8 protein-coding genes are annotated in these 11,698 nt (G+C 66.7%); 1 reads left to right on the forward strand and 7 read right to left on the reverse strand.

Going from position 1 to position 11,698, the window contains the following annotated elements; genetic code table 11:
• Positions 1 to 52: 52 nt before the first annotated feature.
• The 7 genes from V3B48_RS19765 to gap all read right to left on the reverse strand — a co-directional run bounded on the left by V3B48_RS19765 (position 53) and on the right by gap (position 10,577).
• On the reverse strand, positions 53 to 1,057 hold the full coding sequence (locus V3B48_RS19765) for a class I fructose-bisphosphate aldolase (protein ID WP_010481439.1): 1,005 nt from the start codon (positions 1,055 to 1,057) through the stop codon (positions 53 to 55).
• Between the two features lie 196 nt (positions 1,058 to 1,253).
• On the reverse strand, positions 1,254 to 2,720 hold the full coding sequence (gene pyk, locus V3B48_RS19770) for a pyruvate kinase (RefSeq protein ID WP_032127871.1): 1,467 nt from the start codon (positions 2,718 to 2,720) through the stop codon (positions 1,254 to 1,256).
• A 214-nt stretch (positions 2,721 to 2,934) separates the two neighbouring features.
• Positions 2,935 to 3,588, reverse strand: coding sequence for an HAD hydrolase-like protein (locus tag V3B48_RS19775; RefSeq protein ID WP_049463104.1), 654 nt, complete (start codon positions 3,586 to 3,588; stop codon positions 2,935 to 2,937).
• Positions 3,585 to 4,760, reverse strand: coding sequence for a phosphoglycerate kinase (locus tag V3B48_RS19780; protein WP_329894285.1), 1,176 nt, complete (start codon positions 4,758 to 4,760; stop codon positions 3,585 to 3,587). The genes V3B48_RS19775 and V3B48_RS19780 overlap by 4 nt, the downstream gene beginning before the upstream one ends.
• 638 nt (positions 4,761 to 5,398) lie before the next feature.
• Positions 5,399 to 6,775 carry a DUF3999 domain-containing protein gene (locus V3B48_RS19785; protein WP_049422663.1) on the reverse strand — a complete coding sequence of 459 codons (1,377 nt, stop codon included), beginning with the start codon at positions 6,773 to 6,775 and terminating at the stop codon, positions 5,399 to 5,401.
• Positions 6,772 to 9,447, reverse strand: coding sequence for a DUF2339 domain-containing protein (locus V3B48_RS19790; RefSeq protein ID WP_329894286.1), 2,676 nt, complete (start codon positions 9,445 to 9,447; stop codon positions 6,772 to 6,774). Before V3B48_RS19790 ends, V3B48_RS19785 begins: the two co-directional genes overlap by 4 nt.
• A gap of 125 nt (positions 9,448 to 9,572) precedes the next feature.
• The gene (gene gap, locus V3B48_RS19795; protein ID WP_032127866.1) at positions 9,573 to 10,577 is read right to left on the reverse strand and encodes a type I glyceraldehyde-3-phosphate dehydrogenase; all 1,005 of its coding nucleotides are present in this window, start codon (positions 10,575 to 10,577) and stop codon (positions 9,573 to 9,575) included.
• A 193-nt stretch (positions 10,578 to 10,770) separates the two neighbouring features.
• On the opposite strand from gap, the gene V3B48_RS19800 reads away from it, so the two are divergent.
• Complete coding sequence (locus V3B48_RS19800) at positions 10,771 to 11,400, forward strand: OmpW family outer membrane protein (protein WP_329894287.1); 630 nt, start codon at positions 10,771 to 10,773, stop codon at positions 11,398 to 11,400.
• Positions 11,401 to 11,698 lie beyond the last annotated feature (298 nt).

Raw genomic sequence — 11,698 nt, forward strand, 5'->3', positions numbered from 1 at the left:
CAAACGCCGGCGTGATGCCGGCGTTGCCCTGTTCATCCTGCGATGGGACGGATCAACCGTTCCACTTGCCCAGCGCGGCCAGGCCGTTGTCCTTGGCGCGCTCGTACACGGTCTTCTGGGCGGCAGCGTAGTTGCCCTTCATGTCCTTGGCCCACAGCTTCAGCGCGGCCTGCTGCATGGCGCGGCCGTAGGAGAAGCTCAGCGGCCACGGCAGGTTGCCCAGCTGGTTCATCGCGTTCAGATGCTCGGTGGACTGCTCGTCGCTCTGGCCACCGGACAGGAACACCACGCCCGGCAGGATGGCCGGCACGGTGCTCTTCAGGCACATCACGGTCGACTCGGCCACTTCCTCGACGTCGGCCTGCTCATCGCAGCCCTTGCCCGAGATGACCATCGAGGCCTTCAGGATGGTGCCTTCCAGCAGCACGTTCTGCTGGTACAGGGCATCGAACAGCGAACGCAGGGTGGCTTCGGTGACTTCGTAGCAGGTCTCGATGTCGTGGTCGCCGTCCATGATCACTTCCGGCTCGACCATCGGCACCAGGCCGCATTCCTGGCACAGGGCGGCATAGCGGGCCAGCGCGTGGGCGTTGGACTCGATGCAGGTGCCCGACGGAATGCTTTCGCCGATGTTGATCACCGCACGCCACTTGGCGAAGCGCGCACCCAGCTTGTAGTACTCCTGCAGGCGCTCGCGCAGGCCGTCCAGGCCTTCGGTCACCAGCTCGCCCGGGCAGCCGGCCAGCGGGTGCGCACCCTTGTCCACCTTGATGCCCGGAATCATGCCGTGGTCGGCCATGTACTTGGCGAACGGCACGCCGTCCTTGGTCGACTGACGGATGGTTTCGTCAAACAGGATGGCGCCGGAAATGTGCTCGTTGAGCTTCGGCGTGGTCAGCAGCAGTTCGCGGTAGGCACGACGGTTCTCCTCGGTGTTCTCGATACCGACGCCTGCGAAACGCTTGGCGATGGTAGCGGTGGATTCGTCGATCGCGATGATGCCCTTGCCCGGGGCAACCATGGCCTGGGCGGTTTCAGCCAGCTGTTCGATGCTCATGTACTTCCTGTGGCGGGTGCGGGAAAAACGTAAGTATAGCCCCGCCGCCCGTTGCACCGACGTGCAGGGCAGTCTGGAAACGATTCCAATGTCCGCACCGGACAGACGATGTCCTGTTGCGCCGGGTCACGACCCCTTCAGGGATCTGACCCCGGGTCGGACCCGCGCAGCGGCTCCGACCCAGGGCCGCCTGGGTTTACAGATCGCCCAGGCCGCTGGCGCGGCCGTCTTCGCCCACTTCCAGCAGGCGCAGGGTGTTGGTCGCGCCCAGGGTTTCCATGTGCTCACCGCTGGTGAACACGACGCGGTCACCGGCCTGCAGCAGTTCGGCTTCCACCAGCAGACGGATGCTGCCGCGTGCGGCTTCACGCGGGGTCAGGCCACGGCTGTCGAAGTTGATCGGGTAGACATCGCGCATCAGCGCCATCTGGCGGCGTGCACCGTCGTGGCGGGTGACCGCGAACACCGGCGCCTTGGCGCGGAAACGCGACAGGTAGCGAGCAGTGCCACCGGATTCGGTCATCGCCACGATCGCGCGCACGCCCACGTGCTGCGACAGGAACATGGTGGCCATGGCAATGGCCTGGTCGGCACGTTCCAGGTTGCGCGGCGAAGCGTTGAAGTCGGTCTCGGTCTGGAACTGGCGCTCTGCACCCAGGCAGATGCGCGCCATCGCTTCCACCGCCTTGACCGGCCAGGCACCGGCAGCGGTCTCGGCCGACAGCATCACCGCGTCGGTACCGTCGATGACCGAGTTGGCCACGTCCAGCACTTCGGCACGGGTCGGGATCGGGCTTTCGACCATCGACTGCAGCATCTGCGTGGCGGTGATCACCACCTTGTTCTGCGCCAGCGAGGCCTTGATGATCTTCTTCTGCAAGCCCGGCAGTTCGGCATCGCCGATTTCCACGCCAAGGTCGCCACGGGCCACCATCACCACGTCGCTGGCCTCGACGATTTCTTCCAGGTTCTCGATCGCCTCGGTGCGCTCGATCTTCGACACCAGCGCGGCATCGCAGCCGTGCGAGCGGGCGATCTCACGCGCGTCGTTCATGTCCTGCGCATTGCGGCAGAACGACACGGCGATGAAGTCGACACCGATCTTGGCGACGATGCCGATCAGTTCCTTGTCGCGCTCGGTCAGCGCGCCCAGCGACAGGCCGCCGCCCTGCTTGTTCAGGCCCTTGCGGTCGGACAGCACACCGTCGTTCAGTACGGTGTTGATGATGCGTTCGCCCTGCACTTCCACCACCTGCAGCTGCATCAGGCCGTCGTCGAGCAGCAGCACATCGCCCGGACCCACGTCCTGCGGCAGGCCGAGGTAGCTCACGCCCACCTGGGTGGCGTCACCCGGGCCGGCGCTGGTGCTTGCGATCAGGTCGAAGCGGTTGCCCGCCTTCAGCTGTACCTTGCCTTCGGCGAAGCGCTCGATGCGGATCTTCGGGCCCGGCAGGTCGGCCAGGATGCCGACTTCCACGCCCACGCGGGCCGCGGCAGCGCGCACTTCGGCAGCACGCTTGGCCTGGCCGGAGGGATCGCCATGGCTGAAGTTCAGGCGCACCACGTTGACGCCGGCGCGGAACAGATCCTCCAGCACGCCCGGCGGATCAGTGGCCGGACCGAGGGTGGCAAGGATCTTGGTGCGACGCTGACGCTCGAACATGGTGAATGGGCCTCTCCCGATAAAGAACGGAAATTAGCACATCCTTCACGCCGCATGTATACGGTTACAGCCTTGTGCTGCCTGACTTCGCGGGTCATGGAACGGACATCGGCCGGACATACGCTGGCGCAGGGTGGCGGTAGCGCCGGGCCATGCCCGGCGGGTGCTGGGTTAAGCCGCCGGGCATGGCCCGGCGTTACCGATCAACGGCGCATCACGCCAGCAGCGTTTCCAGCTGCGCCGGCTCACGGGCCAGCTGCCCGGCACCGGCTTCGGTGAGTTCGGCCTCACCGCCAAAGCCCCACAACACACCGACGCTGCGCAGGCCATGGTGACGCGCGCCTTCAATGTCCATGCGGCGGTCGCCGATCATCCAGCACTGCGCGGGCTGCACCTGCAGCCGACGCAGCGCCTCACCGACCAGTTCCGGCTTGTGGCTGCGCGAGCCATCGAGGGTTGAACCGACGATCTCCTCGAACAGCCCACCGAACGGCAGGTGGGCAAGGATGCGGCGCGCGTGCGGCTCATTCTTGGCAGTGACCACCGCCAGGCGATGGCCACGACCATGCAGCGTGCGAAGGGTATCTTCCACCTGCGGGTACACCGTGTGCTCGCGCCAGCCCTCGACGTCGAAGCGCTCACGGTAGTAGCCCACCGCCTGTTCCACCCGCGCCGGTTCACCGAACAGCGGCGCGAAGGTGGTGCGCAGCGACGGACCGATCCAGCCCAGCAGGGTCTCCTGCGGTGGCACCGGATGGTCCATCTTCTGCAGCGCATAGGCGATGCAGGCGGTGATACCCACCTGCGAATCGATCAGCGTGCCGTCCAGGTCGAAGAACAGGACATCCTTGCTGCGATCGGCACTCATGCGCCGCGCGCGTCGAGTGCGGCCACCGCCGGCAGGGTCTTGCCTTCCAGGAACTCCAGGAACGCGCCGCCACCGGTGGAGATGTAGCTGACCTGCTGGGCGATATCGAACTTGTCGACCGCGGCCAGGGTGTCGCCGCCACCGGCGATGGAGAATGCCGGCGAACTGGCGATGGCACGGGCCAGCGCTTCGGTGCCCTTGCTGAAGGCCTCGAATTCGAACACACCGACCGGACCGTTCCAGACCACGGTACCGGCCTTCCCGATCAGCTGCGCGTACTGCGCCGCGGTCTGCGGGCCGATGTCCAGGATCAGGTCGTCTTCGGCAACGGCGTCGACCGCCTTCACTTCGGCAACCGCATCCGGCATGAACTGCTTGGCGGTGACCACGTCCACCGGCAGCGGGATATCGGCGCCACCCGCCTTGGCATCGGCCACGATCTTCTTCGCGGTGTCCAGCAGGTCCGGCTCGTACAGCGACTTGCCGACGTTGTAGCCGGCGGCAGCGATGAAGGTGTTGGCGATGCCACCACCGACGATCAGCTGATCGACTTTGCCGACCAGGTTGGCCAGCAGTTCCAGCTTGGTGCTGACCTTGCTGCCGGCGACGATGGCCAGCAGCGGCTTGGCCGGTGCATCCAACGCCTGCGCCAGCGCGTCCAGCTCGGCCATCAGCAGCGGGCCACCGGCAGCGACCGGGGCGAAGCGGATGACGCCATGGGTCGAGGCCTGCGCACGGTGCGCAGTGCCGAAGGCATCCATCACGAACACATCGCACAGGGCGGCGTACTTCTTCGACAGGGCTTCATCGTCCTTGCCCTCGCCGACGTTCATGCGGCAGTTTTCCAGCAGCACCAGCTGGCCCGGCTGCACGTCGACACCGTCGACCCAGTCGCGCACCAGCGGCACTTCGCGGCCAAGCAGCTCGGACAGGCGCTGGGCCACCGGCGCCAGCGAATCGGCTTCGCTCCACACACCTTCCTTCGGGCGCCCCAGGTGTGAGGTGACCATCACCGCCGCGCCCTGCTCCAGCGCGCGCTTGAGCGTCGGCAGCGAAGCGGTGATGCGCTGTTCGGAGGTGATGCGGCCATTCTCGATCGGCACGTTCAGATCCTGGCGGATCAGCACGCGCTTGCCGGAGAGGTCGAGGTCGGTCATGCGGACGATGGACATGGGCAACTCTTTGGCTCAGGGACGGGATGCCGGGGTACGGCAGACGGCCATTGTATCGGGTGCGGGTGGTGGGAGGGCCGATGCCTGCGGCAGGCAGAGGCGCAGGGCGACAGCGACAGCAACGGCCGAAGCCAAAGCACTGGCGCTTTGTGATGCTGTGGATGGGCCGGGGTGGTGAGGGCTGGCAGGGGACGCCGTGAATCCGTCCCTGGAGGCTTAGCCGCGCCATCCATGGCGCGGATACCCCTGCCAGCCCACACCACCCCGGCCTCGACAGGTTCATGAGGTGATGCGGATGGCAAAGGCACAAGCAGTGTGTGGTGTCGGATGAAGAACGAAGAGGTCAGATCCGTTCTCCTGCGGAAAACGGATCTGACCCCGATGGCCGTCGAGCGAAGCGACCCGCTTCCGCTCTTGCTTTTCTTTTTCCTCTTCCGTGGGTGGACGCACACGGAAACTGTCAGAGGCCGGGCGGGGTGGGTTCGCGGGGGTGTCAGCCGCATGGATGCGGCTGCCAAGCCTACAAGGACGTACTTGCGGCGTCCCCCGCGAACCTACCCCGCCCGGCCAAGCGCGGCTTTTGCTTTTGCTTTGCACGACCAACCCCACCCACGAGGGGCTGCGCCGTTCGCCGGAACCTACGCCGAAGGCGCCGGCTTCTGCCGAAGCAGGCTGACCGCCAGGCCGCCAACAACCAACACACCCAGCCCCAGCAACGCCCACAGCAGCCACGACTTCCAGTCGTGCTGCGGCTTCAGTGCCGACTCACCGGCCAGTGGCTCCGGGCTGCCTTCCAGGCGCGCCAGCGTCGGCTGCCAGGAGGGGTCATTGCGCTGCCGCAGTTCCTCGATCAGCACACCGATCGGCGCCTCCATCCGGCGCGCAGTCGAGCTGCCCACCGCCAGCGCATACGGCGCCGCGCCCTGGCTCAGGAACACCAGCACTTCCGGCTGATAACCCAGACGCAGGGTTGGAGCCGTCGCCGTTTCAGCCGGATTTGCTACCAGCTTCCAGTAACGATCCCGATGCACGCCGCCCAGCGGCTGCGCGGCCGATTGCTGACGCTGGCCCTGCGCGCCCTGCTGCAGCTGATAGGCAATCCACGGTGCACTACGGCGCTGCCATTCCGCGCTCTCGTCATCGCGGCTGAACAATGTCCACTGCACCAGGCTGTTGTCGGTGCTGGCCACGTCAGCACGCGCCGCCGGGAAGCGGCCATCCATCTCGAAGGTGTATTCGCCCTTGCGCTTCGAGGTCGGTTCCAGCGACAGCCACTCCCACGGCAGTGTGGCCGGTGCCGGCGGCAACTCGGCCAGTACGCTGCGCAACGTTGGCAGACGGGCATCGCCCTGCGCCAGCACACGCAGATAGCGCGCTTCACCATCCACCTGCAGACGGCGCTGCAGCAGGCGCTTGCCGGCGCGCTGCAGATCCACCAGCGGAATGTCGCGGCCAATCGCACGCCAGTGCTGCAGGTCGTCGCTGACGTCCAGCTGCACCTGTGCCTGCAACGGCTGGCCACTATCCGCCCAATCCAGCACCAGTGCCGCCAATGGTTGCTGGCCGAGCACGCTGGCATCGATCAGCCAACCGCCCTGCCCGTTCGCTACCGCACCACCACCCACACGCGCCTCGACCCGGCGTACGCGACCATCGGTATCGCGCTCGGTCAGCAACTGCAGGTCGTTGCGCTGCGCTTCGGCCAGCGGCGGCAACGCGAACCACGGCAGCTCACGCTGCACCGGCGGCTGTGCCAGCGGCTGGTCCGGCGCCAGCAATGCCGACGGCAACGATTGGCCGGCGGCATTGAACACCTGCACATCGCCCAGGTCCGCACTACCGGCGCGACGGTAGATCGCCGGTTCCAGCACGACACGGTAGGCACCCGATTGTGCGCTGGACAACGTCAGCGGCCACTGCTCGGCGTACTGGGTACGGTAATCGGCGGCCTGTGCGGTGACGGCGGCCAGCATGCCGAACATCGCCGGCAGCAGCGCCCTGCTCCACGTCTTCATTGTTTTTCCTCCACGGTCGGCGCCGCGCTCGGCGGTGCCGGTGCCAGATAACCCACGACCGTGCACAGCAGGCCGTAGGCGATGAACGATGCGATGCCCAGCAGGTTGCCCAGGTGCTGGCGATCGACGATGACCAGCTTGGCCAGCACCACGCCCATCAGCACCGCACCGACCATCCACAACACGCGCTGGCCGCGGCGCGAGCCCCACACCCAGGCAATCACGCCGAGCACGCTCCACAGCACGGTCAGGCTGGTCTGCGCCAGGCTGAAGCGCATCATCGACGCGTTCCACGACAGGCCGCCCCACTGATGCACGCCATGCAGCACAACGCTGGTCAGCGCGACGAAGGTTGCCAGTGACAGCAGCGGCATGCGGATACCCAGCAGCGCCTGCGGCGCCTGATCGCTGTACAGCCAACGCGCCAGCAGCAGCAGGCTCAGCCACTGCCCGATCTCCGCCGGATTCAACACCGGCAGCCACAGCAGCGGCGCAGCATCGCCCGGCAGCAGCTGGCCGGACAGCCAGCCGATCGACAACAGGCCGAACAGCACGCACTGCAGCGGCTGGCGCACGCGGTCGAACGCTGCACCCAGCGGCCAGCGCAGCGCATTCCAGCGCCACAGCGACAGCGCCGCCATCAGCAGCCACGGCAGGGTCACCAGCAGCGTCGTCCAGCCCTGTGCCAGATCGGCCTCGCCACCGCCCCACAGAGCCAGCAGCGAAAGCAGCGACGGCCACAGCAGCCACCACAGGAACTGCGCGATGCGTGCCACGGTATTGCCGCCTTGGCGCAGGCACAGCAGCGTGCGCACGCCCAGCACCGCGAACACTGCCCAGGCCAGCGCGCCGTAGCCGGCGAACGGCTGATGGTGCGCGTCGCTCTGTATCAGCGCCAGTGGGAAGCCCAGCGCCAGCATCGCGAGTGCGGTCATCCCCAGCGCACGCGCCGGCTGGCGCCGCTGCACCTCGGCGGCCAGCCATGCGGTCACCGCAGCCAGCACCAGCAGTGCATCCACTTCGGTGCGGTACGGGAAGAACCGGGTGATCTCGTGCACCAGGCCACCCAGCCACCACAGCAGGCCCCACAGGTAGTAGACCAGGGCAATCTCGTGGCGCTGCCTGCGCTGGTAGCTCCAGGCCGACACGAAGCCGGCAACGGCCAGCAGCAGTGCACCGATCGCGGTCGGGTTGAGCAGGAAGCGCAGGTCCTCATGCCAGTGATCGCCACCGGCCACGAAAGCGAACGCCGCGCCCATCTGCAACAACGCACCGGACACCTGCGGCAGCCAGCGCTTCTGGCGCAGGCCCAGCCAGGCCAGGCCTGCACCTTCCAGCGCGAACACCGCGCCGGTGGCACGCGCCGACAAGGCCAGCGGCACCGCCAGCGTGGCGAAGCCCACCGCCAGCACCGCATGCGACTGCGCCAGCACGGTGTACGACGCGCGCGCAATCAGTGCCCGCGCCAGTACGGCGTAGATCGCCGCCAGGCCCAGTGCGCACAGCGCCAGCGTCATCGGCTGCTCGTGCAGCATGCCGGCCTGCAGCGAGAAGGCGACCAAGGGCGTACCGAACACCAGGCTGCCGTCGACCAGGTCACGCCGCCCGGCGGGCTGCCGGCGTGCGTACAGCAGCGGGATCAGCAGGTAGAAGGCGAAGAACAGCAGCAGGAACGGCTCGGTGCTGCTGAACTTGTCCGGCGCGTACTGCAGCACGCCCCAGAACGTACCGATACCGAAGGTGAAGGCGAAGCCCAGCAGGTTCAGCGCGCGCCACGGTCGGAACCAGGCAATGGCGAAGATGCCGGCGTTGAGCACCGCGTAGTAGCTGAACAACCCCACGTGGTTGCCGCTGCCGGTGGACAGCCACAGCGGTGCCATGAAGCCTGCGAGGATGCCCAGCACCGCCAGCGTGCGCGAGTTCTGCACCACCGCCAGCACGCACAGCCCGGCCACCAGCGCGATCGAACTGGCGAAGGCAAACCCGGGGTTGAGCAGCTCGAACCGCTTGAACGCGGCGAAGATGGTCAGCAGCAGCACGCCGATGGCACCGCCCTGCAGCGCCAGTGCGAACAAGCGCCGGCGCTCGCGCTGATGCCAACCGAACGCCAGCAGGCCCAGCGCACCCACGGTGACACCGGCCAGGCGCAGCTCGATCGGCAGCACCAGCCAGCCCTGGTCACTGACGTACTTCAACAGCGCGGCAACACCGGCCAGCAGCACCAGCATGCCGATCTTGACCGGCACGTTGCCCTCGGTGAACCAGCGCTTGACCGCTCCGATGCCGCGCTCGATGAAGTTCGGCAGCGTCGGTTCGGAAGGCAACGGCGGCTGCACTGGCACGGAAGGCACCGGCGGTGGTGCGACCGGGCGCAGCGCCTCCGCTGCCGCAGGCACCGGTTCGTGCACCGGCGGCGGCGTTGGCTGGGGGGGAGGCGGCGCGGCAGCCGCCACCGGCCGCAGGAACGGTGGATCGGCACTGGCCGCAGGCATGGGCGCAGCCCGTTCCGGTGCAGGCTCGGCGGCAGCCGGGCGGGCGGCAGGCGCGGCGGCCAAGGCACCTTCCAGCGCGGCCACACGGCGGCGCAGGCCGGCAATCATCACCAGCGCTACCACCAGCAGCAGCGGGATGGCCAGCAGAACCAGTACCACCAGGGCTATCAATGCTTCCATTGCATGCTTCCATTGCAATCCCGCGCCCCAGCGGCAGCGGTCGACCGCCCCATGCTACGACAGGGCTGGCCCCATAAACGACGAACCCCGGCCAGGCCGGGGTCCGCGTGCGATCTTGGCCAGCCTTACTTGGCGGCGACGACCTTGGCCATTTCCAGGCACTTGTTCGAGTAGCCCCACTCGTTGTCGTACCAGGTGACCAGCTTGACGAAGGTGCCGTCCAGGGCGATGCCGGCTTCGGCGTCGAACACCGAGGTGCAGGTCTCGCCGCGGAAATCGGTGGCCACGACCTTGTCTTCGGTGTAGCCCAAGATGCCCTTCAGCGGGCCTTCGCTCTGTGCCTTCACTTCAGCGCAGATCTCGGCGTAGGTGGCTTCCTTTTCCAGCTCGACGGTCAGATCGACCACCGACACGTCCGAGGTCGGGACACGGAAGCTCATGCCGGTCAGCTTCTTGTTCAGTTCCGGGATGACCACGCCGACGGCCTTGGCCGCACCGGTGGACGACGGAATGATGTTCTCCAGGATGCCGCGGCCACCACGCCAGTCCTTGTTGGACGGGCCATCGACGGTCTTCTGGGTAGCGGTAGCCGCATGCACGGTGGTCATCAGGCCACGCTTGATGCCCCACTTGTCATTGATGACCTTGGCCAGCGGGGCCAGGCAGTTGGTGGTGCACGACGCGTTGGAGACGATCGCCTGGCCGGCGTAGGTCTTGTCGTTCACGCCGTAGACGAACATCGGCGTGTCGTCCTTCGACGGGGCCGACATGATGACCTTCTTGGCGCCGGCATCGATGTGCTTCTGCGCGGTTTCCTTGGTCAGGAACAGGCCGGTGGATTCGATCACCACGTCCACGTCCACTTCGTTCCACTTCAGGTTAGCCGGGTCGCGTTCCTGGGTCAGGCGGATCTTCTTGCCGTTGACCAGCAGGTCGTTGCCCTGCACCGCCACGTCAGCCTTGAAACGGCCGTGCACGGAGTCGTACTTGAGCATGTACGCCAGATAGTCCGGCTCCAGCAGATCGTTGATGGCCACGATTTCGATGTCGTCGCCGAAGTTCAGCACCGCCGAGCGCAGGACGTTACGCCCGATGCGACCGAAACCGTTGATACCAACCTTGATTGCCATGTTCTCAAGCTCCTGCGGCCGCGACGGGTGCGGCGGGATGGATAGGGCCCACAAGTCTAGCAAACCGGGGCTGGCCACCGCCGGCCAGCCCCGGCAGGCAGCAGGCCGGCGGACAGGATTTGATCCGGATCAAAGCGTTAGCGCGATGTGAGGCCGAGACTGGCCGCATCCACCCAGCAACGAGATCACCCCCATGCGCAAGACCTCCCCCCTGATCGTGGCCAGCCTGGCCGCCGCCCTGTCCCTCGCCGCCGCCCCGGCCATGGCCCAGTCCAAGGGCGACTGGACCCTCTCCGCCGGCGTGCACCAGGTGGCCCCGAAGTCGAACAACGGCTGGCTGGCCAACCACACCCTGAAGGTCGACGTCGACAACGACGTCAAGCCGACCATCACCGGTGAGTACTTCATCGCCGACAACCTGGGCATCGAAGTGCTGGCCGCGCTGCCGTTCAAGCACGACATCAACATCAACGGCCTGGGCCGCGTGGGCAGCACCAAGCAGCTGCCGCCGGTGGTGACCGTGCAGTACCACTTCAACAGCAAGGACAAGGTGTCGCCGTTCATCGGTGTGGGCGTGAACTACACGACCTTCTTCAGCGAAGACACCACCGGTGCGCTGAAGGACAGCCGCCTGAAGCTGCAGGATTCGTGGGGCCTGGCCGCGCATGCGGGCGTGGACTTCGCGATCGGCGAGAAGGGCGCACTGCGCGTGGACATGCGCTGGATCGACATCGACAGCAAGGTGAAGTTGAATGGCGAGAAGATCGGCACGGTCAACATCGATCCGCTGGTCTACGGCGCTTCGTACGTCTTCAAGTTCTAAGGCGGCGTGTTGAGCGCGGGGGCTTCGCCCCCGCTCCCCCGCCACATGCAAAACCCTCGCAGCATGTTGCCCCGGTGATTGCCGGGGCTTTTTTTGTTTGCGCGAAAAGCACCGGCATCTGGAATTGGGCGGAGAGGGTGGGGTGATCGGGACACGCCGTAAATACGTCCCTGTAGCAACTGTGTTGCTGGAGAGTCTCAGGCCCGTCAGGTAAACGGGCACGGTAGTGCCGGCCGCTGGCCGGCAGCCTTTGGTCTTTCGCCCTGGCTCGCCTCAGACGGGGACTAGCCCGCTTTCA

The sequence above is a fragment of the Stenotrophomonas sp. SMYL20 genome, from assembly GCF_036320045.1.
Taxonomy (GTDB): domain Bacteria; phylum Pseudomonadota; class Gammaproteobacteria; order Xanthomonadales; family Xanthomonadaceae; genus Stenotrophomonas; species Stenotrophomonas maltophilia_A.

Excerpts from the sequence above, each read along its gene's own strand:
- V3B48_RS19765 (WP_010481439.1), bottom strand. The coding sequence starts at position 1,057 with ATGAGCATCGAACAGCTGGCTGAAACCGCCCAGGCCATGGTTGCCCCG.
- pyk (WP_032127871.1), bottom strand. The coding sequence starts at position 2,720 with ATGTTCGAGCGTCAGCGTCGCACCAAGATCCTTGCCACCCTCGGTCCG.
- V3B48_RS19775 (WP_049463104.1), bottom strand. The coding sequence starts at position 3,588 with ATGAGTGCCGATCGCAGCAAGGATGTCCTGTTCTTCGACCTGGACGGC.
- V3B48_RS19780 (WP_329894285.1), bottom strand. The coding sequence starts at position 4,760 with ATGTCCATCGTCCGCATGACCGACCTCGACCTCTCCGGCAAGCGCGTG.
- V3B48_RS19785 (WP_049422663.1), bottom strand. The coding sequence starts at position 6,775 with ATGAAGACGTGGAGCAGGGCGCTGCTGCCGGCGATGTTCGGCATGCTG.
- V3B48_RS19790 (WP_329894286.1), bottom strand. The coding sequence starts at position 9,447 with ATGGAAGCATTGATAGCCCTGGTGGTACTGGTTCTGCTGGCCATCCCG.
- gap (WP_032127866.1), bottom strand. The coding sequence starts at position 10,577 with ATGGCAATCAAGGTTGGTATCAACGGTTTCGGTCGCATCGGGCGTAAC.
- V3B48_RS19800 (WP_329894287.1), top strand. The coding sequence starts at position 10,771 with ATGCGCAAGACCTCCCCCCTGATCGTGGCCAGCCTGGCCGCCGCCCTG.